The following is a 25,899-nucleotide window of genomic DNA, read 5'->3' as shown; positions in this document are numbered from 1 at the left end:
CGGCGCTTTCGCAATCATGTCCTCTGGGCTGGCTCCGAGTGCGGCCGCCGCAGACGTTCAGTCGAAGCAGTGGTACTTGGACGCGATGGACGCCGAAGGCATGTGGAAGGCCAGCACCGGCAAAGGCGTCAAAGTTGCCGTGCTGGACACCGGCGTGAATCCGGATACATCTTCCCTCAAGGGCCAGGTGCTCGGAGATGAGGTGCCGGAGGCGGTCTCGCACAACGCCACTGAGGACTACAACGGCCACGGCACCAGCATGGCGGAGTTGATCGCCGGTACCGGCGCAGGAGGCGGCATGCAAGGCCTGGCCCCCGGTGCGAAAATCGTCCCCTATCGTGTGCTCTCCGAAGGCGTGAGCAGCACCGACAGGAAGAAGACACCGTCAGTTGCCGATGCGATCAAGGCTGCGGCTGACAGCGATGCTCGGATCATCAACATGTCGTTCGGCAGTGACATCATCGACCCAGACGTGGAGAAGGCCATCAAGTACGCCCACTCCAAGGGCAAACTGATGTTCGCTGCTACCGGAAACGACGCCGAATCGAAGAACTTCATCGGCTATCCGGCCGCCTATCCTTATGTAGTGGGGGTGGCTGCCGCTGACGACAAGGGGAAGGTGGGCGCCTTCTCGGAATTCGGCAACTATGTCGATCTTGCGGCTCCAGGCCTCAACGTGCCCTATTGGTGCGACGCGACACTCCGCTCGTATTGCGACGAGGGAGACGGAACAAGTATGGCCTCCTCCATCGCCTCCGCCTCAGCCGCCCTCATCTGGTCCGCCCACCCCAACTGGACCGCGAACCAGGTCCTCCGCACTCTGATCGACACAGCGAGCCGTGACTGGCCGAAGAACAAGCCGAGCAATTACCTGGGCTACGGCTTGGTCCGCCCCCGCAAGGTGCTGGAGAACAGCGACATCAACCCGGGTTCGGCCGCCACCGACCCTCTCAGCTTCGAGAACGGAACCGGCGTCACGGGCTTCACCGCCTCACCCTCCGCTCCCGCATCAACCTCGTCACAGGCTCCCAAGAACCCTTCTGGCGGCCAGACTTCGGCGGCAAGATCGACCTCGGAGTCGTCCGACAACACCACGATGTGGGTCGCTCTCGGAGCCGTAGGGGCGGTTTTGGTGATCGGGGGCGGCGCCTTCGCGGTGACCCGCTCGCGGCGAAAAGCATGACGACTTACCCGGGTCAACGGGTCACACGCGACCTCTCCGGCGCGATGACGCGCTCGGAGTCATGAACCACAGCTCTAACGAAGGGGAGTGCCGAAATGGTCGACCGCAAGCTTAATGAAGGCGACGTACAGAGGCTTCAGACCGAGGTCGTCGATCGGTACGACAACATCAGGGGATCCCTCGCGAAGCTGCAGGGCACGATCGACATGATCGAGAAGGCCTGGAGGGGGCAGGGCGCCCAGGCGTTCAACACGAAGCAGACGGAAATCAACCAGCACATGGTCGCGATCGGCAAGATGCTCGACGACTTCCTCGAGGGCATCAACCTGAACAAGACCGACAAGCGCAACCTCGAAGACCAGATCGAGGCGGACCTCAAGCAGATCGCGGTGGACGATCTCGGTGGAAAGACTTCGGCGCTCAACAGTTACTGAGCCTACTGACGATCCGCACCACTGTCCGGGCTGCGCAGTCCGGCTGACTTCTGCACAGAAACGAGGGAAACATGTCCGGAGCCCACTACGACGAACTTGCCGTCACATACGGCACGATGGACGCGCTCGCCACGGAACTCGGCAATCAGGCAAAGAAGCTCGAGGAGGACCTCGAGGCCCTGAAGCAGGCTGTGCTCAACGTGTCCGCGGGCTGGGGCGGCGAGGCGTACGAGGAGTTCCAGAAGAAGACCAAGCAGTGGGACACGCACGCGCGCGGCATCCACCAGGCGCTGGTCAACATCTCGCAGCGAGTCCGCACCGCCGGCGGTGACTACCGAGGCGGCGACCTGAAGGGCGCCAGCTACTTCCAGTAGGAACGCACGGTCTGCAAAACCAGGGTGGGCACGCACGGGAGGTGCCCACCCTGCATTGCATTGATCAGCCGCGTTTTTCCATGGTGTGAGGAGAGAAGACCAGCTCGGTGCACTTCCTGTGGCGCAACGATCAGGATCGTGTCCAGGGCGACGGGCCTTAGGTAGGTCTAACGCTTGGACTTCCGGCCGGTTTCAAGATTTCGTCTGAACTCGCACCAAAGCGTAATGGGATTCATTTTTCATGCTGTCCGTGGAGCCCCTGCTTGCCGTAGACCTGGTGGCCGTTGGCCCCCATGGGGGCGGAAAGGCTAGGAATCCACTACTCGGCACCATCTCTTTTGCGCCGATGCTGAGGCCAAATCTCCCAATGCTGCCTGCTTCTCTGTCGGACCGCTCACAAGATCCGCCTTCGCGCTCGCGTGGGCCCGCTTAGGGCCCGTTGCGAAAGTCTCGGCATCGCCTGCGGCTGTAGGCCACGGCCGCAGGGAGCGTCTCCGTCTCCTATTGCGGTCTCATGAGGTCCAGGTCCTCGCCCCATGCATCCAGTACCTCGCTGTGTCCGGCCTCTCGGGCCGCCGCCTCGACAAGGGCGAACAGATCCCGCTGCAGGGACGGGTCGCCTGTTGCCGAGATATGGTCCACGGCACGGAGCAACACGTCGGTGTCCCAGCCCGGCAGCGGATGTCGGGCAAGCTCCCACTCCAGGTACTTGTTGTAGGGGCGGGGGCGGCGGTCGATGGCGAAGAGCAACTCGAGCAGGAACCCGATGCTGTCGGCGGCGTCCAGGCGAGCGGCCAGGTCCTGGCCGTCCCGGTGGTTCTTGATGGAGCGGTAGAGCGAGTTGGCGTAGGCGTCGAGCCAGCCACTGGCGTTTTGGAATGCTTCATCTGCATCCAGGCGCGCCTTGTCGGCGAGGATCCGGGCGATGCCTCCATCGAGTCGGTCGAGCACGACGTGGGCTCGGGCGAGGGCGTAGCGTTCAAAGCCGGGCATTCCGGCTGCGCGGAACTCGGTGAGGGAGATGATGACGAGGTCCAGCTCGGTGGTGCGGTGGCCAGCCAACCGGGTGAGATCGGTCGTGGCGTCGTCGGAGAGGACCACGTACAGATCGTGGTCGGAGTGCCGAGTGATCATGCCGTCGTGGGCTCGGGAGCCTTTGAGGACGAGGCCGACGACGGCTGGGTCGGTGGCGGCGAGTTCGACGAGTGCGTCGTAGGTGAGAGGCTGCTGAGCAGTCATGGTGTAGATCTCCGCTGGAGTGATGACGGGTATGCCTGCTGGGGCGGCCCCTTGTTCGAGAGGCGCCCTGCACCGTCTGCGGCTGCACAGGGCCGCCGCCCGGGAGATCAACGCACATCCGGACCCTACCTCCGGCCGGGCCGTGGGGCAGGGCATTCGGGGAGACATCAGCACGCCGGCCCCCTTGGTCACAGCCACTCGTTGAGGACTGCGACCAGCACGGTCGCCTCGTATCGGACTGCAAGCTTGTCGTACCTCGTGGCCACAGCCGGTGACGCTTGAGGCGATTGATCCCGCACTCGACAGCATGCCGCTCGCGGTAGTCGGTCTTGTCGAACTTCGGAGGCCGACCGCCCCGGGAGCCGAGCTCGTGGCGGTTGCGGACCCGGTCTGCCGGTACCGGGATGGTCGCTTTGATCCCGCGTCTGCGCAGGTAAGCCCGGTTGCTGCGGGAGTCGTACGCCTTATCGGCCCGCACCCGGTCCGGTCGCCGACGAGGCCGTCCAGGGCCGAGTCGGGGCACCCGGATCGCCTCTAGGACCGGCTCGAATTGCGGGGAATCGCCCCGCTGACCGGCCGTGATCACGATCGACAGCGGCTTCTGTCCCTGCTCGACGGAGAGGTGGATCTTTGTCGTTAGCCCACCCCGGGAGCGTCCGAGACCATGGTCCGCCGGTTCAACGGCGATGCCGCCGGGCGGCTCCTTCTGCAGGTCCCCCTTTTCGACGCCCCGGCGGCGTGCTGGTGAGCCCGGCAGACGGTGGAGTCGACGTTCACCTCCCACGTGATCAGACCCGTCGCGTCGGCCTGGGCCTGGAGTTGGGTAACGATCCGCGTCCAGGTACCGTCCCGCTGCCACCGCCGGAACAAGTCGTACACCCGGTCCCAGGGCCCATAGCGTTCTGGCACATCACGCCAAGGGGCGCCGGTCCGGGTCCGCCACCGTATGCCGTCTATCAGCTGCCGCCGCGTCCACAGCGGCGGACGGCCCGGCTTGATGCCCTTCGGCAGCAACGGCTCCAGCCGGGCCCACTGGTCGTTCGTCAGATCACCGCGTCCCACAGGCCGTGATCATTAACGACTAAGATCCACTTTCGCAACAGACCCTAGTGGCGCGGTCACGCGGGGAGAGGGGCGGGTGCGGAGCCGCCCCGCGCCTTTCCGCCGCGACAGCTCGCGAATCCGCCGCAGTACGCAGCGCAGTCTCAGTAATTCGGGATCGAGCGGGGGAAGGGCCTTGTCGCTATTCCGTCAGCTCCACCGCTCCGCGCATGCGAGTGCCGGAGAGCGCGCTACCTCCCGGTGAGGCCTAGTTTTGAACGTTGTTACGACGAAGAGTCCGGGGCAATGGAAGGCGGGGGTGGTGGCGGAGGCGGATAGGCTGGCCGGGACGGGATCCGAGGCCTTGAGGGACCCGGCGGTGGAGGCGGTCTGGGTTCCAACGACTGCCGGGGGCGCAATGGTGACTGGTGCGGGGTGAGTGGTGGGACCGGCGGAGGTGGAGGTGGAGGCGGCTCTAGCGCCGGCAATACTGGGCCGCCCGCGCGCAGCCGTTCGATCGTCTGCTCTGCCCGGCGGCGGGCATCGGGAGTGTCGTCGCGTTCGTAGAAGCGGGGAAAATCGCGGCGGCCGAGAGTGTCGGTGAACAGCGGCTTGTAGCCGAGCGCGTGGGCAATTGCCACCATACGGCGACATCGTTCGGCACTCGTGGTGTAAGGGAACTGCAGTTGTACGCGGCCGCGTCCGTCGAAGTGCCTGATGATCTCCTCGTCTGTCATGTGTGGTCCTCGTAACGGGGCAGCTTTTCAGGGAAGGTGCGGGGGTTCTGGCATTCAGCCAGTTCGTAAGTGTGTTTGGTAAGTTGATAGGTGAAGTCGGTTACCGCTTGGCGAAGCGTTGCTCCAGAAACTCTTCCGTGCCCGATCACGCCGGCTTCGGCGATGATCGCGTACGATTCGTTCGCGTCCTTGGCTCGAACTCCCCGAGGGACGCAGGGGATGTAGACGGAGGAGCTGCCGCTACTCGAGTCGAGTTCGGCCAAGGCCTCGACGTCACCGACGGAAACATGTACGGCATCGCCACGGGTACTTGTCCCGTAGTGGTTGAGCCACTGCCGCACTGAAGCGTCTTCGACGCGCGCCATGCCGGAGAGAATCGATCCGGCGCTGGTGTGTATGTGGCAGGAGAACATAATGTTCTCCCTCTCGTGCCGCTGGCTGGCGCCCTCATCCGCTGTGCGTGTGCGCGGAAGTGTCCTGATCACCACTTGGCGATCGACGGCCCCGTCGCACACCTTGGGCGGCAGGCGCTCAAGTCCTTTGGTGAAGATCTGTACGTATCCGAACCAGGCGGCAGCGCCTACGAGACAGAGCACCGTCAGGGAGATGACAAATCCTTTGGGGGTGTACTCAGAGGTCGCAAACCGTTCCTTACTCGCGGCGATCCTAGCCACTCGGGCGCTCCTTGGATCGGCTTAGGAATTCACTGGCGTCGTCCCAACCCTGATTGACTGCGACGCGCACGGTGTCGCTGGTCCCGTCCTTGGGGAGATCAACGTGATGCTGCTCAAGAGCGTCCTCGGTCGACCATTGTGTCTGCTGGCTGACCGAATCCCTCATATCATAGAGGTCCTTGGCGCTCGCATACAGGGCCTCATCCCGAGCGCCTTTCAGTTCCTGGCCCTCAATGAAGCGATCGACGGCCAAGCCGACGACCCCGCCAGCAAATCCTCCAACTGCGGCACCGGCCGCCGCGTGACTACCAGGGAAAAGGGAGACGGATCCATATCCCAAGCCGGTCGCGATCCACGTCTTAATGAAATCTCCCTTCTTCTGCAGGGCGTCATTGTAGTCGGACTCCCCGTCAACGGCGGCTTGAACGCTTGCATCTGCCACGGAATGCCCGACAATTCCCTCGATGATGCCTGCATTTCTGCCGATGTTTTCAAGGACTTGGCCGCGAGGGCCATCGAATAGAGATGGGTCAGAGAGGTGTGCATCCAAGAGGCCACTGGTGTAGACGCTTTCGCCAATGATAATCCCGGCTCTTCCGGCAGGATCTAGAGATACCGCCGAAAGGAATCGCGTCACGTCCGCCGTTTCCAGCGCCTCAGGAGATTCGCTGTTGGTGAGGAACACCTCCGAGTTGGGGCCTCCGAAGGCCCGGCTCATCTCCGGCATATAGGAAGCCGCCATGTCCCCGAGACTTTCACCGAGTCCGTTGCCCACCAGGTCCGAGCCTCCGCCGGGCTGTGCCACCGCGTTCATGATGTTAGCCATGATCTGGACTTGCTGGGTGTTGTGAGGAGGGGCCGCTGATGTGTAGTCACCGGCGGCGACCCCTGTCACCGCGGCCTCGAGAGCCCGCCCGAGAGCCTCGCCCCGGTCCGTGTACCTGGTCGTACCCAGCATGTGATCCAGGTCCGACTTGGACTCGAACGCGTGCACCGCCGCCTCGGGATTGTGGGACAGGCCCTCGAAAAGCCCCTCCAAAGGATCTCGTCCGTTGCCGTCGCCGAAGACGAGGTCCAGTGAGTCGTATCCCTTGACCCAGAGGTCGCGGGTGCCGGCGTCCCCCGCTCCCTTGTCCGCTTTGAACAGCTTTTCCCGGTAGCTGTCGAGGAACTCTGTGTCGTACTCGCCCTTGCGCATGAGGCTGCTGATGACCTGGGAGCCTAGGGCGCCGACAGGGTTAGATGAGTTTGCGGCGATGAAGTTTGTGTTGCGCTCGGCGACAAGGTCCTTCTTCCAGTGCTGCATGGCGTCCGAGTCCGAGAAGGACGCCGTGGCCAGGGTCAGGCCGAGGTTTTGCTGCAGGCTCTTCATTGTCTCGAGTTCCGAGCCCCTGGCGCCGGCGTGGGCGGTAGTCATCTCGGTCCAGAACTGGAGCGCCCCCTTGGCCCCGAGACTCTTCGCGAACTGCTCCGCGAACAGAGGGTCGGCCTTATAATTCTCCATCGTGCGATTGAAGTTGGCGATGTCAGTGAGGCTCATGTCGGATGGCTTCTTGGCCATGCCTGCCAGCTTTTCCGCGGCCGCGACAGCCTTGGCGGCGGAGTCTCGGTCAGAGTAGGAGGCGTCGCTGAATCCGTACTTCGCCTGGTCGACGATAAGCCTTAGGGCCTTCGCGGCACTGTTGTCGCTTTGCGTCGCCTTGGTCAGGATGCCTTCGATCTCCTCACGGAGGGCGTTCACTGCCTTCTGGTCCGCCGCTCCAGTCTTTCCGCTGGGGTCGGATGCCCAGTCAGGCCGGGTGTTCCCCGTGACAGTGAACGTGCCCTCACCGGTATCGATCACGGTCATGTTCTCCCGTGTACCGCGCGCGATCGCCTCGTTTAGCTGGGTGCGGTATCCGATGAGCTCACCACGGGTGTCGCTAAGGATCTTGGTGATGGAGTCGGCCTGAGTGTGGGCATCGGCGAACTCGGCGGCGGTCTTGGCGATGAACTCGCGGCTGACGGTGGCGTTGACACCCACCCAATTGGCTTTGTCGGCCTTGGACTTCAGGTTCGTCTCGGCTTCCTTCTGCAGCTCCGCCAGCTTCTTCGTCATCTGTTCCCAGTCGGTGATCGCTTCACCGAGCTTCGAGAATTTGCCGTGGCGCAGCGCGTCGAGGTCCATCGGTGTCAGTGGTCCTTCCGGTCGTCGAAGCCCTCATCGAGCAAGGCGATGCTGCTGACCGTGCCGGCGATGTATGACTCGTCGGCAGCGTGCTGGTTCTTGGTGAACCGCAGGTGGTTGGAGATATGGGCACAGGCGTCCAGCAAGGTCTTGGTCTGCTCGCTCCAGCGCTCTGTCACATGCTCCAGCGCGCCTCCCAGGGCGAATCCCTCCCCTTTGAGTCCGCCAGCGGCCGCCTCAGAGGCCACACGCGCGTGGCCGCTGTAGTCCGTGAAGTCCGTGAAGAGGTCATGGGCCGCCTTACCGACCGCCGCGAGATCCTTCTGACTTGCTACGAGGTCTCCCTGGGTGCCGTTGCCCCCTTGGTCGGCCGGATACTGGTTCAGCTGCATCTTCGTTTTCGACTGCTGCTCAGCCGCCTCGGACTTCAGCTGTTCCCACTCATCCCACGCCATCAATGTTCCCTGCCCCCCGGAGTGTCGTCGCCCTTCCGAGTCGCTACTCGCACCTGCACAAGGGCTTGTGACTGGTCCGCTCGTCTCAACCCTCAAGCCCACCAGACTCGAGGTAATCAATGCTGGTGAACCACCACACGGCCATCACGACCATCACCGCCGCGAGTGACAGCAGGAGAATTCGTCGGGCTCTGTACCCTGCTTCTGACGGTTCGTTCGCCTCTGGGTCACCGAAGCGGCGTGCCTGGAAGCGCCACCAGAGCGCCTTTTGATCGAGCATGCCCATCCCGCCGAGCCAGACGGCGAGCAGGAGCATGAAGATTCCTACCCCGACCATCAAATTGTCCCTTCCGGTGTCAAACCAATCTGCACCAACGGCCTCCCCCTCCGCCGAGACACGAAGACCCCCCGCCCCGCAGGCATGGGCCGCGGCCGCACCCCACCGAGCAGATCCCCCTCACCCGGATCGCCGGCCAGCACAACCCCCTGCGCCCCCAGCTCCTTCACCCGCTGCATGAACGCCTCGTACGACGCCCGCCCTGCACCCGCCGTAGACCGCGCGATGATGAACCGCACCCCCACATCCCGGGCGAACGGCAGGAGCTCCGTCAGTCCCGCCAGCGGGTTCCCGCTCGACGTGGCCACGAGGTCGTAGTCGTCGATGACGACGTACACCGTGGGTCCGCGCCACCAGCTGCGGTCCCGCAGCTGCTGGGCCGTGACGTCGGCTGTCGGCGTGCGGCGTTTCATCAGGTCCGCCAAGGCCGCCATGTGATGGTCCATGGAGTTGGACATGGGGATGTACTCGGCGAGGTGGGACGACGGCGTCACGTCCAGCAGCGAGCGCCGGTTGTCGATGACGAACAGCTTGGCCTCGTCGCCCGAGTACCGCTGCGTCAGCTGGTGGATCAGCAGCCGCAGCAGGTTCGACTTGCCCGACTCGCTCTCGCCGAAGACGAGGAAGAACGGGTCCTGCTCGAAGTCCACGAAGACCGGTTCGAGGTTGTCCTCGTCGAGAGCGAAGGCGACGCCGCGGCGCGGGAAGCGATCGCCCGGAGGAAGCTGATCGGCCGGGAACTCGCGCGGCAGCAGCCGGACTTCGGGAGCGCCGGGGGCCTGCCAGTGCCGGGAGACCTCGGTTGCGAGAGCGGCCGTGGCGTCCGCCAGGTCCGTGTCGGAGGTGAGCCCGTCTATGCGCGGCACCGCCGCCATGAAATGCAGCTTCTGCGGTGCCTGCCCGCGGCCCGGCACCCCCGCCGGGACGTTCGCGGCCACCTTGCGGTCCAGCTCGGAGTCCATCGTGTCGCCGAGCCGCAGCTCCAGGCGGTTCATCAGGTGGTCCTTGAGGTTGGCCCTGACCTCCATCGAACGAGACGCCGTCAGGATCAGGTGGACGCCGTAACCGAGACCCCGCGCCGCGATGTCGTGGATTACCTGGTCCAACGCCTCGTAGTCCGCACGGAAGTTGCCCCAGCCGTCGATGACCAGGAACACGTCGCCCCAGGGCTGATCCGTGACCGAGATCTCGCCCCGGGCACGCCTGGCCCGGAAGTCCGCGATCGACGCGATGCCCGCGGAGCGGAAGTATTCCTCGCGGCGGTTCAGCACGCCGTACACCTCGGCCACCGTGCGCCGCACCCGCTCCGGATCCAGGCGCGAGGCGACCCCGCCCACGTGCGGCAGTCCGGCCACGGCCGACATGCCGCCACCGCCGAAGTCGAGGCCGTAGAACTGCACTTCGTACGGGGTGTGGGTGAGCGCGAACGCCGAGATCAGGGTGCGCAGCAGCGTCGACTTGCCGGACTGCGGGCCGCCGATGATCTGCATGTGGCCGGCCGCGCCGGAGAAGTCGACCCACAGCGGGTCGCGGCGCTGCTCGTAGGGTTTGTCCACCAGACCCGCCGGTACGACCAGGCGGCCGGCGCCCTCGTAGCCCGGCTGTGTGAGGCCGCGGCCCTGCACCGCTGTGAGGCCGGGCAGGAGCCCGTCGAGCGGCGGCGGACTGTCCAGCGGCGGCAGCCACACCTGGTGAGCCGCCGGGCCCTGGGCCTCCAGCCGGCGCACGATCACGTCGAGCACGGTGTCGGCGAGTGCGTCGTCGACCTCCGGACCGTCCGAAGCCGCAGGGCGCTGGGGCGGCACAGCCACGTACTGCACCGGCACCTCGGCCGCCGTGAACAGCACCGGCCGCCGGTTCATCGGCAGCGGCCCGCCGCCCAGCGCGGCTCGCTGCGTGCCCGAGCGGTACACGCCGGAGACGTAGGCCGCCTTGAAACGCACCATTTCGTCCGTACCGAACTTCAGAAGGCCGGAGCCGGGGACGTTCGGCAGCTCATAGGCGTCCGGGACGCCGATCGCCGCGCGGGACTCTGCCGCGGAGAAGGTGCGCAGCCCGACCCGGTACGACAGGTAGGTCTCCAGACCGCGCAGGCGGCCTTCCTCCAGGCGCTGCGAAGCCAGCAGCAGATGCACTCCGAGCGACCGGCCGATGCGGCCGATCTGCACGAACATCTCGATGAAGTCGGGCTTCGCCGTCAGCAGCTCACTGAACTCGTCGATCACCAGTACCAATGACGGGATGGGCTGCAGGGCCGCACCGGCCGCGCGGGCCTTCTCATAGTCGTGGATGTTGGCGTAGTTGCCCGCGTCGCGCAGCATCTCCTGGCGGCGGTTGAGTTCGCCGCGGATGGAGTCGCCCATGCGGTCGACCAGGGTGAGGTCGTCCGCGAGATTGGTGATGACTGCTGCCACGTGGGGCATCTGCGCCATACCGGCGAAGGTCGCGCCGCCCTTGAAGTCCGCGAGGACGAAGTTCAGGGTCTCCGACGAATGGGTGACCGCGAGGCCCAGTACCAGTGTGCGCAGCAGCTCCGACTTGCCGGAGCCGGTGGCGCCGACGCACAGGCCGTGCGGGCCCATGCCCTCCTGCGCGGCCTCCTTGAGGTCGAGCATCACGGGGCGTCCGTCCTCGCCGACACCGATCGGCACCCGCAGCCGCTCGGCCAGCGAACGCGGCCGCCAGGTGCGCTGGGGGTCGACGGATGCCGCGTCGCCGAGGTTTAGCAGGTCGGTGAACTCCAGGTTGGCGAGCAGCGGTTCGTCGTCGTCCCCGCCCGAGGCCATCCGCAGCGGGGCCAGCTGCCGGGCGAGGGCTTCGGCGGACTCGTAGGAGAGGACGTCGGGAGTTCCTTCGTAGACGACACCGTGCCCCGACTCCAGGTGCAGCGCTTCGGGCTGTACGACGATGGAGAGCTCGCCGCCCGTGCTCAGATCGCCGGGAACCACCTCGAGGACGGTGACGCCCTGGAGGCCTTCGGGATTGGCCAGGACCGAGTCCGGCGGCAGGGAGAGGCCGTCGAGTACGACGACGATGTGGGGCTCCTCCGGCAGGGGCGCCGCGTTCGGATGGAAACGCGGGCGGCCGGTCAGCCGGCCGGCGAGCAGGTTCTCCAGCTCGCGGCTGTCGCTGTCGATCAGCCTGCGGCTGCCCGCTCCGTCCACGGCACCGGGCGCCTGGACGTGCGGCAACCACTTGGTCCACTCCCAGTGGGGCAGCGCCTCGCGGCCCGCGGCCACCACGATGAGCAGATCCTCCGGAGAGTGCAGCGCTGCCAGCGAGCCGGCCATGGCCCGGGCGGAGGACCGTACGGACTGCGGATCGCCGCTGATCGTGACGTGGTAGAACGCACGCAACGAGACCGCCATCGGCAGGTCGTCCAGAGTGCTGTGGACGGAGAGGAAGCGCTGCATGGCACCCGCCGTCAGCGGTTCGAGCTGCTCGACAGGGCCGGTCTCGGGCGCGACGAGGGTTCTGGCGAGGGCCTGGGAGCCGAGGCCGATGCGGACCTGGGCGAAGTCCTCGTCCCCGGGGCGTCGTTCCCACACCCGGCTGCCCTCGGCGACCAGGGCCCACAGCTGTTCGGGGGAGGGGTGGAGGAAGTACTGCGCGTCACGCTGAGCTTTCGCCGTGTCGACGGCCGTGCGCCGGGTCTGTGCCAAATAGCTCAGGTAGTCGCGGCGCATGTCCGCCAACTCCCCCTGGGAGCCGCGGCGGAAGCGGATCACCATCGCGACGGACATGGCGATCGTCGAGGCGATCATGACCATGCCCATAATCCTCATGAACGGCTGCCCGCTCGTGAAGAAGAAGACCACCGAGCCACCCATGCCCAAGGTCGGCAGGAGTTGCATCAGCACGCTCTCCCGGTGGCCCCGGGGTAGTTCCGGTGGAGGCTGCAGGACGATGTCCTGCGTGGACACTTCGGACGGCAGCACCCGAGGCGGGCGCTTCACGACGATGTGGCTCACTGGTATCCATTCCCTCGACCAGCCCGAGAGTCCGTCCGCCGCCCCGTGTCAGGCGGACGCAGGCCGCCGCGCGATCCTACTGACTCCCCTGGACGCAAGGGGCGATAGGGTGCCGGAAGTTCGCTTGGGCACACGTGAGTTGAGCCGAAGTAGATGGAGCACCCGTGAGTCCCGGCGGGCCGCGGGACCCCGGCGACGGCCTCCGCCGTTCCCAGGACCTCCCCGCTTGACGGTCACACGGGACCGGGGAGAGCTGCGCAGGACTTCCACGACCGCAGGTAAAGATTCATCACTGAGGGGGAGCAGCAGGTGAGCATGACGGCCTCCGCGGCAGCCACCGGAAGAGGACCCGGTACGGGAACTCCCGCCGGGGCGGGCACGGGTCTCGGTTTCTGCCGCGTGACCATCGTCGCGCCCGACAGCCGGATCGACGTGGCGCTGCCCGACGACATCCCGGTCGCCGACCTCTATCCGGAGGTACTCACCCTCACCCGGCAAAGTCCCGCCGAGGGCGCGCCCGTCGGCTACCACCTGGTCCGCCGGGACGGCGCCGTCCTCGACAGTGCCCGTTCCTTCGCAGCCCAACGCATCCTCGACGGCGAACTCCTCTCGCTGCGCCCGTTCTCCGAGTCGCTGCCGCCCGCCGTCTTCGACGACGTCTCCGAGGCGGTCGCCTCCGCCGTGACCAGCGAGCGCATCTTGTGGAGCGGCGACCTGACGCGCGCGGCGGGTCTCGTCGGGGGAGGCGTACTGCCGGTCCTGCTGGCCTTCGTGGCCTGGATGGGCGACCCGCGTCACGACATGAACAGCCTGCCCGGCATCCTCGCCGGCGTCACCGGTGTCGTCCTGGTGGTCCTGGCCTGCGTGCGCGCCCGGGTCTACGACGACCGGGCCGGGGCCATCGCCTTGGGTCTCGGCGCCCTCCCCAACGTCGGCGTGGCCGGTTCGGGTCTCCTGCCGCTCGCCGACGGACAGGGCATCGGCAGACTTCAGTTCCTCCTCGCCTGCGCGGCGGTGCTGCTGGCCTCGGTCCTGCTCACCCTGTGCTCGCCGAGCGGGGACAGCCCGTTCGTCGCCTTCCTCGTGGCCGCCGCCATCGGCTTGCTCGCCGTGTTCGCGGCGACCCTCGCCGACTGGACGCCTTCCGAGATCGCTGCCCTGTGCAGCCCGATCGCCGTCGGAGGCCTGGCCTTCCTGCCGGGGCTGTCGATGCGCTTCGCCCGGCTCCCGATCGGCTTCGACACCCCGAACACCGTGCCGCGCAGCGCGTACGACCCAGACCCCTCCCCTCAGGAGCCGATCGACGCCGAGCGGGTCGCCGCCAAGGCGCGGCGCGGACACGAACTCCTGGTCGGCCTGGTGGGTGGCTGCGCGCTGATCGCCGTCGGTTCCTCGGCGGTCCTCGGGTTCTCCTCGAACGTCTGGGCCCAGCTACTCGCCCTGGCGACCGGCCTGGCCATGCTGATGCGCGCCCATCTCTTCCGGTACACCGGCCAGGTGGCTCCCGTCCTGGCCGCCGGTCTCGCCTCTCTCGTGCTGCTCGGTCTCGGGCTGGCACTCGATCCACCGAACTCGGTCGTCCGCGACGCCCTCACGGGCGACCGCGCCGACCTCGACATCCGGACCATCTGGCTCGTCGCGGCGATCGCCGCGACGACCGCGCTCGTCACGGCGATCGGTTTGATCGTCTCGCGCGGCGGCCTCACTCCGTTCTGGGGACGCTTCCTGGAGATCGCCGAGGGCTTCGTGCTGCTGACCCTGGTGCCGCTGGCCTTGGCGGTGTTCAACGTGTACTCGACAGTGCGCTCGTTGACCAGCTGAGCGACCCGCTTCCCCAAGCGTTGCCCGGTCCATCCGGACGGCGGATCCACCAGGCCAATGGGAAGCGTCCGACGGCACTGCGGGCACCGGTCCGCCGGCCGGCGTGGTGGCGGCGGCCGCAGGTGCGGGCTGCTACAGGACCCGTTGTCCGCTCAGCGGGACACGCCGCCGACCGCCACCCCGCAGAGCCGCATCGAGGCTCATAGGCTCGACCACCGGGTCATCGAGGAGTGCTCGACGACCCGGTCAGGCCTCCCGTACCACCCGTCACTCCGGGGCAAGCCCTCCATCGCGTGGCGTCGGCTCGAGATCGAACTCCCCGTCCCGCGCCCCCAGCACGAACGCCCGCCACTCCGCCTCCGTGTAGCGCAGCACCGTGCCCGGGTCGAGCGACGACCGCATCGCCACGGCTCCCTCGGGCAGATAGGCGATCTCGACCCGCTCCTCGTGCGCCTCGGTGCCCGGCGCGCTGTGCCACTCGACACCGGAGATGTCGAGGGCGTAGAGCTCGTCCCGCTCCCGCTCCTTGCGTGCCTTGATCTCCTCAGCCGTCTCCGCCATGCCGCAGCGACCCCTTCCCGACGTACGAACGATCCGAATCTGCTCACCCTAGTGGCCGCCCCCGCCCCGGCCGGGAGGTTCGAGAGACCAGGGCAAAGGGGACCCCGGTCGCCTGGTACCCTGGTCGACGGCCGTTTGTGTACGCACCCCCGGAGCCCACCGCTCTGGAGGCCGCGCTCAGCGGATCCCCGCCTTCCGAGTCATGGAAGCTCCCCCGAGACACAGACCGGGGGCACTCGGTGGCCACCACAGACTACGAGGAGTACGCGTGCCGCTCGACGCCGCTACGAAGAAGCAGATCATCACCGAGTTCGGCCAGAAGGAGGGCGACACCGGCTCCCCCGAGGTCCAGGTCGCCATGCTCACGCGCCGCATCTCGGACCTGACCGAGCACCTCAAGACCCACAAGCACGACCACCACTCCCGCCGTGGTCTGCTGATCCTGGTGGGTCAGCGTCGCCGCCTTCTCCAGTACCTGGCGAAGAAGGACATCCAGCGCTTCCGTACGCTGGTCGACCGCCTCGGCATCCGCCGCGGTGCGGCGGGCGCCAAGTAAGACGCCGTGAGGGGAGCGGTTCCCGAAGAAAGGGGACCGCTCCCTTTGCTGTACGTGCGGAGTGTCACCGCGGCTTTGTAGTGTGGTAGCACAACGCAATACGGACGACACGCACAACAAGAAGAGGAGAGGCGCACCTAGCCGCCGCCGGTCCTCGGTAGTGGCCCCCGGGGGAAGCGAGCCCCGGGTGCTTCGATCGAAGACCGGCCCGCACAGCCCGGAGCGCTTCTCCGCGACCGTCCCCCTGCCACACGGGCAGCGACGGGACGAAGACGAGGAGATAACGCTAGTGGAGAACGAGACCCACTACGCCGAGGCCGTCATCGACAACGGCGCCTTCGGCACCCGCACCATCCGCTTCGAGACGGGCCGCCTGGCCAAGCAGGCCGCCGGCTCCGCCGTGGCGTACCTGGACGACGACACCATGGTGCTGTCGGCCACCACCGCCTCCAAGAACCCCAAGGACCAGCTCGACTTCTTCCCCCTGACGGTGGACGTCGAGGAGCGGATGTACGCCGCCGGCAAGATCCCCGGCAGCTTCTTCCGCCGTGAGGGCCGTCCCTCCGAGGACGCCATCCTCACCTGCCGCCTGATCGACCGCCCGCTGCGCCCCTCCTTCAAGAAGGGCCTGCGCAACGAGATCCAGGTCGTCGCCACGATCATGGCGCTCAACCCCGACCACCTGTACGACGTCGTGGCGATCAACGCCGCGTCCGCGTCCACGCAGCTGGCCGGCCTGCCCTTCTCCGGCCCGATCGGCGGCGTCCGCGTCGCGCTGATCCGCGGCCAGTGGGTGGCCTTCCCGACGCACACCGAGCTCGAGGACGCCGCGTTCGACATGGTCGTCGCGGGCCGCGTCCTGGAGGACGGCGACGTCGCGATCATGATGGTCGAGGCCGAGGCCACCGAGAAGACCATCAAGCTGGTCGAGGGCGGCGCCGAGGCGCCGACCGAGGAGGTCGTCGCCGCCGGTCTGGAGGCCGCGAAGCCCTTCATCAAGGTCCTGTGCAAGGCCCAGTCGGACCTCGCCGCCAAGGCCGCCAAGCCCACCGGCGAGTTCCCGATCTTCCTCGACTACCAGGACGACGTCCTGGAGGCGCTCACCGCCGCCGTCAAGCCGGAGCTCGCCTCCGCGCTGACCATCGCCGGCAAGCAGGAGCGCGAGGCCGAGCTGGACCGCGTCAAGGGTCTGGCCGCCGAGAAGCTCCTCCCGGAGTTCGAGGGCCGCGAGAAGGAGATCTCCGCCGCGTACCGCTCGCTGACCAAGACCCTGGTCCGTGAGCGCGTCATCAAGGAGAAGAAGCGCATCGACGGCCGCGGTGTCACCGACATCCGCACCCTGGCCGCCGAGGTCGAGGCCATCCCGCGGGTCCACGGCTCCGCCGTGTTCGAGCGTGGCGAGACCCAGATCCTGGGCGTCACCACCCTGAACATGCTCCGCATGGAGCAGCAGCTGGACACCCTCTCCCCGGTGACCCGCAAGCGCTACATGCACAACTACAACTTCCCGCCGTACTCCACCGGCGAGACCGGCCGCGTCGGCTCCCCGAAGCGCCGCGAGATCGGCCACGGCGCCCTCGCCGAGCGCGCCCTGGTGCCGGTCCTGCCGACGCGCGAGGAGTTCCCCTACGCGATCCGCCAGGTCTCCGAGGCGCTGAGCTCCAACGGCTCGACGTCCATGGGCTCGGTGTGCGCCTCCACCATGTCGCTGCTGAACGCCGGTGTGCCGCTGAAGGCCCCCGTCGCCGGTATCGCCATGGGCCTGATCTCCCAGGAGATCGAGGGCGAGACGCACTACGTCACCCTCACCGACATCCTCGGTGCGGAGGACGCCTTCGGCGACATGGACTTCAAGGTCGCCGGCACGAAGGACTTCGTGACCGCCCTCCAGCTCGACACCAAGCTGGACGGCATCCCGGCCTCCGTCCTGGCCGCGGCCCTCAAGCAGGCCCGTGACGCCCGCCTCCACATCCTCGACGTGATGATGGAAGCGATCGACACGCCGGACGAGATGTCCCCCAACGCCCCGCGGATCATCACCGTCAAGATCCCCGTGGACAAGATCGGCGAGGTCATCGGCCCCAAGGGCAAGATGATCAACCAGATCCAGGAGGACACCGGCGCCGAGATCACGATCGAGGACGACGGCACCATCTACATCGGTGCCGCCGACGGCCCCTCCGCCGAGGCCGCCCGCGCCACGATCAACGGCATCGCCAACCCGACGATGCCCGAGGTCGGTGAGCGCTACCTGGGCACGGTCGTCAAGACGACCACCTTCGGCGCGTTCGTCTCCCTGCTGCCCGGCAAGGACGGTCTGCTGCACATCTCGCAGATCCGCAAGCTGGCCGGCGGCAAGCGCGTGGAGAACGTCGAGGACGTCCTCGGTGTGGGCCAGAAGGTCCAGGTCGAGATCGCCGAGATCGACTCCCGCGGCAAGCTCTCCCTGATCCCCGTCATCGAGGGCGAGGACGGCGACGAGACGAAGGACGACGGCGACAAGTGACGCCCCGTGGCTTCCAGGCGACGGCCCGCACCTCCTCGGAGGCGCGGGCCGTCGCCCGTACCCAAACCCTCATCAAGGGCGAGAACGGCATCGGCACGGTCCGCAAGACCACCCTCCCCGGCGGCCTGCGCATCGTCACCGAGACCCAGCCCTCGGTCCGCTCCGCGACCTTCGGCATCTGGGCGCACGTCGGCTCCCGCGACGAGACCCCGGCCCTGAACGGCGCCACCCACTACCTGGAGCACCTGCTCTTCAAGGGCACCAGCCGCAGGTCGGCCCTGGACATCTCCGCCGCGCTGGACGCGGTCGGCGGCGAGATGAACGCGTTCACGGCCAAGGAGTACACGTGCTACTACGCACGCGTGCTCGACAACGACCTGCCGCTGGCCATCGACGTCGTCTGCGACATGCTGACCGGCTCGCTGATCCGCGAGGACGACGTCGACGTCGAGCGGGGCGCGATCCTCGAAGAGATCGCCATGACCGAGGACGACCCGGGCGACTGCGTGCACGACCTGTTCGCGCACACGATGTTCGGTGACAACCCCCTCGGCCGCCCGGTCCTCGGCACGGTCGACACCGTCAACGCCCTCACCGCCGACCGCATCCGCCGCTTCTACAAGAAGCACTACGACCCGACCCACCTGGTCGTCGCCTGCGCCGGCAACATCGACCACGCCAAGGTCGTACGGCAGGTCCGCACCGCCTTCGAGAAGGCCGGTGCCTTCAAGGACGCGGCCGCCGACCCGGTCGCCCCGCGCAGCGGCACGCGCGCCCTGCGCACCGCGGGCCGCGTGGAGCTGATCGACCGCAAGACCGAGCAGGCGCACGTCGTGCTCGGCATGCCGGGCCTGTCCCGCACGGACGAGCGCCGCTGGGCCCTGGGCGTGCTGAACACCGCCCTCGGCGGCGGCATGTCCTCCCGCCTCTTCCAGGAGGTCCGCGAGAAGCGCGGCCTGGCCTACAGCGTGTACTCGTACACCTCGGGCTTCGCCGACTGCGGCCTGTTCGGCGTCTACGCCGGCTGCAGGCCCTCGCAGGTGCACGACGTGCTGAAGATCTGCCGCGACGAGCTCGACCAGGTCGCCGCGCACGGCCTCTCGGACGACGAGATAGGGCGTGCGATCGGTCAGCTCCAGGGGTCCACGGTCCTCGGCCTGGAGGACACCGGAGCGCTGATGAACCGCATCGGCAAGAGCGAGCTGTGCTGGGGCGAGCAGATGTCCGTCGACGACATGCTGTCGCAGATGGCGTCGGTCACCCCGGACGACGTCCGCGATGTCGCCCGCGAGATCCTGGGACGGCGGCCCTCCCTGTCGGTCATCGGCCCGCTGAAGGACAAACAGGCGGCCCGCCTCAACGACGCCGTCGCCTGACGATCCCCTGGTGAAGGAAGCACAAGAGATGAGCAAGCTGCGCGTGGCGGTCCTCGGTGCCAAGGGCCGGATCGGCTCGGAAGCCGTACGAGCCGTCGAAGCCGCCGAGGACATGGAACTGGTCGCCGCCCTCGGCCGGGGCGACAAGCTTCAGACGCTGACCGAGGCCGGCGCCCAGGTCGCGGTCGAACTGACCACGCCCGACTCGGTCATGGCCAACCTCGAGTTCTGCGTGGGCCACGGCATCCACGCCGTGGTCGGCACGACCGGCTGGACCGACGAGCGCCTCGCGCAGCTGAACGGCTGGCTGTCCGCCTCCCCGGAGACAGGCGTGCTCATCGCGCCGAACTTCTCCATCGGGGCCGTACTGAACATGAAGTTCGCGCAGATCGCGGCACCGTACTTCGAGTCGGTGGAGGTCATCGAGCTCCACCACCCGAAGAAGGTCGACGCCCCGTCGGGCACCGCCACGCGCACCGCCCAGCTCATCGCGTCGGCTCGTGCCGAGGCGGGTTCGGCCCAGGCACCGGACGCCACGGAGACGGCCCTGGCCGGAGCGCGGGGCGCGGACGTCGACGGCATCCCCGTGCACTCCGTCCGCCTGCGCGGTCTGCTGGCCCACCAGGAGGTCCTGCTCGGCGGAGAGGGCGAAACGCTCACCATCCGCCACGACTCGCTCCACCACAGCAGCTTCATGCCGGGCATCCTGCTCGGCGCCCGCCGCGTGGTGAGCACCCCGGGCCTGACGTTCGGCCTGGAACACTTCCTGGATCTGAACTGAGCCCCTGACCGTCATGCGCGCGAAGCTCACCTACGCCCTCACCGCCGCCGTCCTGGTCGTCTACTTCGTCCTGGTCGGCAGCCGCGGCGTCCTGCTCATCGAGATCGGCACGCCCCTCACCGTCACCTTCGGTGTCGCCGTGCTGATCCTGCCGGTCATCGGCCTGTGGTTCCTGTGGAAGAACACCCAGTTCGCCCGCAAGGCCAATCAACTCGCCGCCGAACTCGACGCCGAGGGCGGTCTGCCCGTCGACGAACTGCGGCGCACCCCCAGCGGGCGCATCGACCGGGACTCGGCCGACGAGGTCTTCGCCCGGCGCAAGGCCGAGACGGAGGACGCCCCAGAGGACTGGCGCACCTGGTTCCGCCTCGCCGTCGCCTACCACGACGCCCGTGACACCCCGCGTGCCCGCAAGGCGATGCAGCGCGCGATCGCCCTGCACGACGGCAAGCAACCCGAAGCGGCCTGAACCGCTGCCCACGCATGACGGAGGGGCCGGACCGTTCTTTCACGGTCCGGCCCCTCCGTCATACGGCTCGGCGTCAGCGCGGGCCGTAGTCCTCGGCCCACGCCTCGACCGAGTCGGCCGCCCGGTCGAAGGCCTCCGCCCGGCCCAGGAAGTCCGCGTTGTGCGTGGTCATCAGAGGCGGCAGATCGCCCGCCTCCCGGCCGTGGCGCCCCAGCAGCAGCGCTTGCCCCTGCACGGTCCGGGGCAGTCCCAGCCACCGCACCGGCTGCTGCACCGTCCGCACGGAGACGACCTGCTCCCAGGACGCCGTACGGGTCGTGAGGAAGCCCACGTGCCGCAGTCCGCGTGCGCTGACCCACACGCCCACGCGCAGCAGCCGCAGCGCCGCGGCGATGACGAGCAGCGCCAAGCCGAACACCAGCGCCGCAGAGGCGAGTTGTGCCGTCGCGGCGATGATGACCGCGGCGAACAGCACGAACGAGGCGAGCAACAGCGCGAGCGCGGCCACCACGACCCGCCACGGCCCGGGCCGGTACGGACGCCGCCAGCGGTCACGGTCTTCGTGGGGCAACGGAACGTCGTCCGCCGCCTCGAAAACACGGTCGGCCGTCAGGAAGGGCAGGGGCACGGCTGGTCCTCACTCGATCCATGCGTGGGCTGTGCCCGGTGAGGCTACCGATCTGTGTCCCCGGTCACCACTGGCGGGGGGCCGGATGGAGTCACCGCCGGCCCGGTGCGGGTCAGCGCCTTTCGGACGCCTGCGACTGCTGAGGCTGATCAGCCGTCTTGTCGGGCGTCAGCGCGGGCGTCCCGATGACCAGGGACCCCACGAGCCCCGCCACGATGGTGAGCCCCAGCAGCCAGCGCCCGGCCATCTGGCCGGCGGTCGACCGCTCACGCGGTGGGGGAGTGACATTGCTGCGGAACCTGTCGGCCTCGGCGACGAAGGCAAACGGTACGGGTTCACGCCGACCGAACATCAGGGGTACGTCTCCTTCAAGGGTGGAACGGATCACTTTCGTCTGTAGAGACGAACGAACTCCCTCAGAGGTGCCCTGTTTCACCGACTTCATTGCGGCACGGCACCGATCGTGCTGAATCGGCCGGGCCGTAGAGTGGCGTCGCCACACGACGAGATGGGAAGGCCCTGCCAACCGTGACCGACACCCCCGCCGACGACCTCAAGCCCAGCTACCGCAGCGACGTCACCGTCGAGCTGGTCAAGCACACCGCGTCCGACGCGGACGTCCTTTTCGCGGCCCGGGTCTCGACCCTGGGCGAGCAGTCCCTGGACGAGCTGCGGAAGGACCCCGAGCGTTCCAAGGGCCTGATCAACTACCTGATGCGGGACCGGCACGGCAGCCCCTTCGAGCACAACTCGATGACCTTCCTCATCAGCGCCCCGATCTTCGTCTTCCGCGAGTTCATGCGGCACCGCGTCGGCTGGTCGTACAACGAGGAGAGCGGCCGATACCGCGAGCTGCAGCCCGTCTTCTACGTCCCCGACGAGTCCCGCAAGCTGGTCCAGGAAGGCCGCCCGGGCAAGTACGTCTTCGTCGAGGGCACCCAGGCCCAGCAGGAGCTGGTCGGCCGCGTCATGGAGGACTCGTACCGGCAGGCGTACGAGGCCTACCAGGAGATGCTCGCCGCCGGCGTCGCCCGTGAGGTCGCCCGCGCCGTCCTCCCCGTCGGCCTGTACTCCTCGATGTACGCCACCTGCAACGCCCGCTCGCTGATGCACTTCCTCGGCCTGCGCACCCAGCACGAGCTGGCGAAGGTCCCGTCCTTCCCGCAGCGCGAGATCGAGATGGTCGGCGAGAAGATGGAGGCCGAGTGGTCCCGCCTCATGCCACTCACCTACGCCGCCTTCAACGCGAACGGACGCGTGGCGCCGTAACGCGTCCCGGATTCGCCGATCAGGTACAGATGTGCGGTTCAGCCGCGCGAAGTGTCCGTATTGCGGCATTTAGAGAAGTTCATCTAGCCTGATCAAACGGGTCCGGCACTGCTTGAACCCCCGAGCAGGCAGTGCCGGGCTCCACCTTTGTCACGACTTGTCGCCTGCCCCATGGGCAGACCCGGTCCTGAGCAACGAGTAGCGTGTAACCCATGGCTCCGACCTCGACTCCGCAGACCCCCTTCGGGCGGGTCCTCACCGCCATGGTCACGCCCTTCACGGCGGACGGCGCACTCGACCTCGACGGCGCGCAGCGGCTCGCCGCCCACCTGGTGGACGCAGGCAACGACGGCCTGGTCATCAACGGCACCACCGGCGAGTCCCCGACCACCAGCGACGCGGAGAAAGCGGATCTCGTACGGGCGGTCCTGGAGGCAGTGGGCGACCGCGCCCACGTGGTGGCCGGAGTCGGCACCAACGACACCCACCACAGCATGGAACTCGCCCGGACAGCGGAACGCACCGGCGCACACGGCCTGCTCGTCGTGACCCCGTACTACAACAAGCCGCCGCAGGAAGGCCTCTACCGGCACTTCACCGCCGTCGCCGACACCACCGGCCTTCCGGTGATGCTCTACGACATCCCCGGCCGCAGCGGCGTCCCGATCAGCACCGAGACGCTCGTCCGCCTCGCCGAGCACCCGCGCATCGTCGCCAACAAGGACGCCAAGGGCGACCTCGGCCGCGCCAGCTGGGCCATCGCCCGCTCCGGCCTCGCCTGGTACTCCGGCGACGACATGCTGAACCTGCCCCTGCTCTCGGTCGGCGCCGTCGGCTTCGTCTCGGTCGTCGGGCACGTCGTCACCCCCGAGCTGCGCGCCCTGGTCGAGGCGTACACCTCCGGCGACGTCCAGAAGGCCACCGAGATCCACCAGAAGCTGCTCGCCGTCTACACGGGCATGTTCCGCACCCAGGGCGTGATGACGACGAAGGCGGCGCTCGCCCTGCAAGGACTGCCCGCCGGGCCGCTGCGCGCCCCCATGGTCGAATGCGCGCCCGAAGAGATCGAGCAGCTCAAGATCGATCTTGCTGCCGGCGGGGTACAGCTCTGACATCAGACTTCGCGCGGACCCCCGCGCACCTGCTTCACAACTGAATAAGCGGGCCACCGGTGCCCGCACCCCACACACAACTGCTTCTGCACGAACGTCACGCGCGCCACGTGCCCCACCGGTACGTGGCGCGCGTGGTGAGGAGAGTCTTTTGAGTCATCCGCATCCCGAACTCCGCACGCCCCCGCCGCTCCCCGAAGGCGGCCTGCGTGTCACCCCGCTCGGCGGCCTCGGCGAAATCGGCCGGAACATGACGGTCTTCGAATTCGGCGGCCGCCTGCTGATCGTCGACTGCGGAGTGCTCTTCCCCGAGGAGGAGCAGCCCGGAATCGACCTGATCCTGCCGGACTTCTCGTCTATCCGGGACCGCCTCGACGACATCGAGGGCATCGTGCTCACGCACGGGCACGAGGACCACATCGGCGGCGTCCCCTTCCTCCTGCGGGAGAAGCCGGACATCCCGCTGATCGGCTCCAAGCTGACCCTCGCCCTCATCGAGGCCAAGCTCCAGGAGCACCGCATCCGCCCCTACACCCTCGAAGTGGTGGAGGGGCACCGCGAGCGCATCGGTCCCTTCGACTGCGAGTTCATCGCGGTCAACCACTCCATCCCGGACGCGCTGGCCGTGGCCATCCGCACCCCCGCGGGCATGGCGGTGCACACCGGCGACTTCAAGATGGACCAGCTCCCGCTGGACAGCCGCCTCACGGACCTCCACGCGTTCGCACGTCTGAGCGAGGAGGGCATCGACCTCCTGCTCTCGGACTCGACCAACGCCGAGGTGCCGGGATTCGTCCCGCCCGAGCGGGAGATCTCCAACGTCCTGCGGCAGGTCTTCGCGGGCGCCCGCAAGCGGATCATCGTCGCGAGCTTCGCCAGCCACGTGCACCGCATCCAGCAGATTCTCGACGCGGCGCACGAGTACGGCCGCCGCGTCGCCTTCGTCGGCCGCTCCATGGTCCGCAACATGGGCATCGCGCGGGACCTGGGCTATCTGAGAGTGCCCCCGGGCCTGGTCGTGGACGTCAAGACGCTCGACGACCTCCCGGACCACGAGGTCGTCCTGGTCTGCACGGGTTCCCAGGGAGAGCCGATGGCGGCCCTGTCCCGTATGGCCAACCGCGACCACCAGATCCGCATCGTCCAGGGCGACACGGTGATCCTGGCGTCGTCCCTGATCCCCGGCAACGAGAACGCGGTCTACCGCGTGATCAACGGCCTCACCCGCTGGGGCGCCAACGTGGTCCACAAGGGCAACGCCAAGGTCCACGTCTCCGGCCACGCCTCCGCGGGCGAGCTGCTGTACTTCTACAACATCTGCCGCCCGAAGAACCTGATGCCGGTGCACGGCGAGTGGCGGCACCTCCGGGCCAACGCCGAGCTGGGCGCCCTGACCGGTGTCCCGCACGACCGCATCGTCATCGCCGAGGACGGCGTCGCCGTCGACCTCATCGAGGGCAAGGCGAAGATCTCCGGCAAGGTCCAGGCGGGGTACGTCTACGTCGACGGCCTCTCGGTCGGTGACGTGGGCGAGCCGGCCCTCAAGGACCGGAAGATCCTCGGTGACGAGGGCATCATCTCGGTCTTCGTGGTCATCGACTCGTCCACCGGGAAGATCACCGGCGGCCCGCACATCCAGGCCCGCGGCTCCGGCATCGAGGACTCCGCCTTCGGCGACGTCGCCCCCAGGATCACGGAAGTGCTCGAACGCTCCGCCCAGGACGGCGTGGTGGAACCCCACCGGCTCCAGCAGCTCGTGCGCCGCACGCTGGGCAAGTGGGTCTCGGACACCTACCGGCGCCGGCCGATGATCCTGCCCGTCGTGGTGGAGGTCTGACGGTCCGTCGGGCCTGAGCCCGGGCCAACTGGGAGCGGGGCGCCTCGATTTGCATCGAGGCGCCCCGCTCCAGTAGGTTTACAACTCCTCCCGACGGGGCACCCGCGCCAACTCAGGCACGGTGACCATGCCCGGCCGGGGTGGAAATTCCGACTCAGAACTTCTGATAAAGTCGGAGCCGCCGGAAAGGGAAACGCGAAAGCGGGAACCTGGAAAGCACCGAGGAAATCGGATCGGAAAGATCTGATAGAGTCGGAAACGCAAGACCGAAGGGAAGCCCGGAGGAAAGCCCGAGAGGGTGAGTACAAAGGAAGCGACCGTTCCTTGAGAACTCAACAGCGTGCCAAAAGTCAACGCCAGATATGTTGATA

General features: G+C 67.5%; 21 protein-coding genes and 1 pseudogene. 12 read left to right on the top strand and 10 right to left on the bottom strand.

The features are described from left to right. Positions 1–85 precede the first annotated feature (85 nt). The 3 genes from AB0F04_RS25675 (at position 86) to AB0F04_RS25665 (ending at position 1,991) form a co-directional block, all read left to right on the top strand. The gene (locus AB0F04_RS25675) at positions 86–1,183 is read left to right on the top strand and encodes a S8 family serine peptidase (protein WP_362045507.1); all 1,098 of its coding nucleotides are present in this window, start codon (positions 86–88) and stop codon (positions 1,181–1,183) included. Between the two features lie 95 nt (positions 1,184–1,278). After that, the gene (locus tag AB0F04_RS25670; protein ID WP_362044954.1) at positions 1,279–1,617 is read left to right on the top strand and encodes a WXG100 family type VII secretion target; all 339 of its coding nucleotides are present in this window, start codon (positions 1,279–1,281) and stop codon (positions 1,615–1,617) included. A 71-nt stretch (positions 1,618–1,688) separates the two neighbouring features. Then, on the top strand, positions 1,689–1,991 hold the full coding sequence (locus AB0F04_RS25665) for a WXG100 family type VII secretion target (protein WP_361924034.1): 303 nt from the start codon (positions 1,689–1,691) through the stop codon (positions 1,989–1,991). A 501-nt stretch (positions 1,992–2,492) separates the two neighbouring features. On the opposite strand, the gene AB0F04_RS25660 is transcribed toward AB0F04_RS25665, so the two are convergent. The 7 genes and pseudogenes from AB0F04_RS25660 to eccCa form a co-directional block, all read right to left on the bottom strand. Next, a complete protein-coding gene (locus AB0F04_RS25660; RefSeq protein ID WP_362044952.1) occupies positions 2,493–3,230 on the bottom strand; it encodes a hypothetical protein in 738 nt (245 codons plus the stop codon). 188 nt (positions 3,231–3,418) lie between these two features. Next, a pseudogene (locus AB0F04_RS25655) lies at positions 3,419–4,292 on the bottom strand (IS5 family transposase). A gap of 712 nt (positions 4,293–5,004) precedes the next feature. Then, a complete protein-coding gene (locus tag AB0F04_RS25650; RefSeq protein ID WP_362044950.1) occupies positions 5,005–5,682 on the bottom strand; it encodes a hypothetical protein in 678 nt (225 codons plus the stop codon). Beyond that, positions 5,675–7,849, bottom strand: coding sequence for a hypothetical protein (locus tag AB0F04_RS25645; protein ID WP_362044948.1), 2,175 nt, complete (start codon positions 7,847–7,849; stop codon positions 5,675–5,677). The genes AB0F04_RS25650 and AB0F04_RS25645 overlap by 8 nt, the downstream gene beginning before the upstream one ends. Positions 7,850–7,854: 5 nt before the next feature. Continuing rightward, positions 7,855–8,304, bottom strand: a complete 450-nt coding sequence (locus AB0F04_RS25640) for a hypothetical protein (RefSeq protein WP_362044946.1) — start codon at positions 8,302–8,304, stop codon at positions 7,855–7,857. A gap of 85 nt (positions 8,305–8,389) precedes the next feature. Beyond that, positions 8,390–8,620, bottom strand: coding sequence for a hypothetical protein (locus AB0F04_RS25635; RefSeq protein WP_362044944.1), 231 nt, complete (start codon positions 8,618–8,620; stop codon positions 8,390–8,392). A gap of 20 nt (positions 8,621–8,640) precedes the next feature. After that, positions 8,641–12,612, bottom strand: a complete 3,972-nt coding sequence (gene eccCa, locus AB0F04_RS25630) for a type VII secretion protein EccCa (RefSeq protein ID WP_362044942.1) — start codon at positions 12,610–12,612, stop codon at positions 8,641–8,643. A gap of 315 nt (positions 12,613–12,927) precedes the next feature. On the opposite strand from eccCa, the gene eccD reads away from it, so the two are divergent. Next, complete coding sequence (eccD, locus tag AB0F04_RS25625) at positions 12,928–14,433, top strand: type VII secretion integral membrane protein EccD (RefSeq protein WP_362045504.1); 1,506 nt, start codon at positions 12,928–12,930, stop codon at positions 14,431–14,433. A 267-nt stretch (positions 14,434–14,700) separates the two neighbouring features. Here eccD and AB0F04_RS25620 read toward each other — a convergent pair whose 3' ends face one another. After that, the gene (locus AB0F04_RS25620) at positions 14,701–14,994 is read right to left on the bottom strand and encodes a DUF397 domain-containing protein (protein WP_351641746.1); all 294 of its coding nucleotides are present in this window, start codon (positions 14,992–14,994) and stop codon (positions 14,701–14,703) included. Positions 14,995–15,262: 268 nt separating this feature from the next. On the opposite strand from AB0F04_RS25620, the gene rpsO reads away from it, so the two are divergent. The 5 genes from rpsO to AB0F04_RS25595 all read left to right on the top strand — a co-directional run bounded on the left by rpsO (position 15,263) and on the right by AB0F04_RS25595 (position 20,682). After that, positions 15,263–15,550 (top strand): 30S ribosomal protein S15, encoded by a 288-nt coding sequence (gene rpsO / locus AB0F04_RS25615; protein ID WP_053668643.1) that lies wholly within the window; start codon positions 15,263–15,265, stop codon positions 15,548–15,550. A 289-nt stretch (positions 15,551–15,839) separates the two neighbouring features. Beyond that, positions 15,840–18,056, top strand: coding sequence for a polyribonucleotide nucleotidyltransferase (locus AB0F04_RS25610; protein WP_362044940.1), 2,217 nt, complete (start codon positions 15,840–15,842; stop codon positions 18,054–18,056). Beyond that, positions 18,053–19,432: a pitrilysin family protein gene (locus AB0F04_RS25605; protein ID WP_362044938.1), complete on the top strand. Its 1,380-nt coding sequence runs from the start codon at positions 18,053–18,055 to the stop codon at positions 19,430–19,432. The genes AB0F04_RS25610 and AB0F04_RS25605 overlap by 4 nt, the downstream gene beginning before the upstream one ends. A 28-nt stretch (positions 19,433–19,460) precedes the next feature. Then, the gene (gene dapB, locus AB0F04_RS25600) at positions 19,461–20,213 is read left to right on the top strand and encodes a 4-hydroxy-tetrahydrodipicolinate reductase (protein ID WP_362044936.1); all 753 of its coding nucleotides are present in this window, start codon (positions 19,461–19,463) and stop codon (positions 20,211–20,213) included. A 13-nt stretch (positions 20,214–20,226) separates the two neighbouring features. Next, the gene (locus tag AB0F04_RS25595; protein ID WP_362044934.1) at positions 20,227–20,682 is read left to right on the top strand and encodes a hypothetical protein; all 456 of its coding nucleotides are present in this window, start codon (positions 20,227–20,229) and stop codon (positions 20,680–20,682) included. Between the two features lie 73 nt (positions 20,683–20,755). On the opposite strand, the gene AB0F04_RS25590 is transcribed toward AB0F04_RS25595, so the two are convergent. Together AB0F04_RS25590 and AB0F04_RS25585 are read right to left on the bottom strand one after the other, a co-directional pair. Further along, positions 20,756–21,310, bottom strand: coding sequence for a hypothetical protein (locus AB0F04_RS25590; protein ID WP_362044932.1), 555 nt, complete (start codon positions 21,308–21,310; stop codon positions 20,756–20,758). Between the two features lie 112 nt (positions 21,311–21,422). Continuing rightward, positions 21,423–21,662, bottom strand: a complete 240-nt coding sequence (locus tag AB0F04_RS25585; RefSeq protein ID WP_362045501.1) for a hypothetical protein — start codon at positions 21,660–21,662, stop codon at positions 21,423–21,425. A 176-nt stretch (positions 21,663–21,838) separates the two neighbouring features. Here AB0F04_RS25585 and thyX point away from each other — a divergent pair, with 176 nt between their 5' ends. The 3 genes from thyX (at position 21,839) to AB0F04_RS25570 (ending at position 25,528) form a co-directional block, all read left to right on the top strand. Then, positions 21,839–22,579: an FAD-dependent thymidylate synthase gene (gene thyX / locus AB0F04_RS25580; RefSeq protein ID WP_362044930.1), complete on the top strand. Its 741-nt coding sequence runs from the start codon at positions 21,839–21,841 to the stop codon at positions 22,577–22,579. Positions 22,580–22,791: 212 nt separating this feature from the next. Further along, a complete protein-coding gene (gene dapA / locus AB0F04_RS25575; RefSeq protein WP_053668635.1) occupies positions 22,792–23,691 on the top strand; it encodes a 4-hydroxy-tetrahydrodipicolinate synthase in 900 nt (299 codons plus the stop codon). Positions 23,692–23,842: 151 nt separating this feature from the next. Then, on the top strand, positions 23,843–25,528 hold the full coding sequence (locus AB0F04_RS25570; RefSeq protein ID WP_362044928.1) for a ribonuclease J: 1,686 nt from the start codon (positions 23,843–23,845) through the stop codon (positions 25,526–25,528). Positions 25,529–25,899 lie beyond the last annotated feature (371 nt).

The organism is Streptomyces sp. NPDC029041 (assembly GCF_040637515.1).
Lineage (GTDB): Bacteria > Actinomycetota > Actinomycetes > Streptomycetales > Streptomycetaceae > Streptomyces.
The sequence above is the reverse complement of the archived record's forward strand: the minus strand, read 5'-3'. Positions and strand labels throughout refer to the sequence as shown.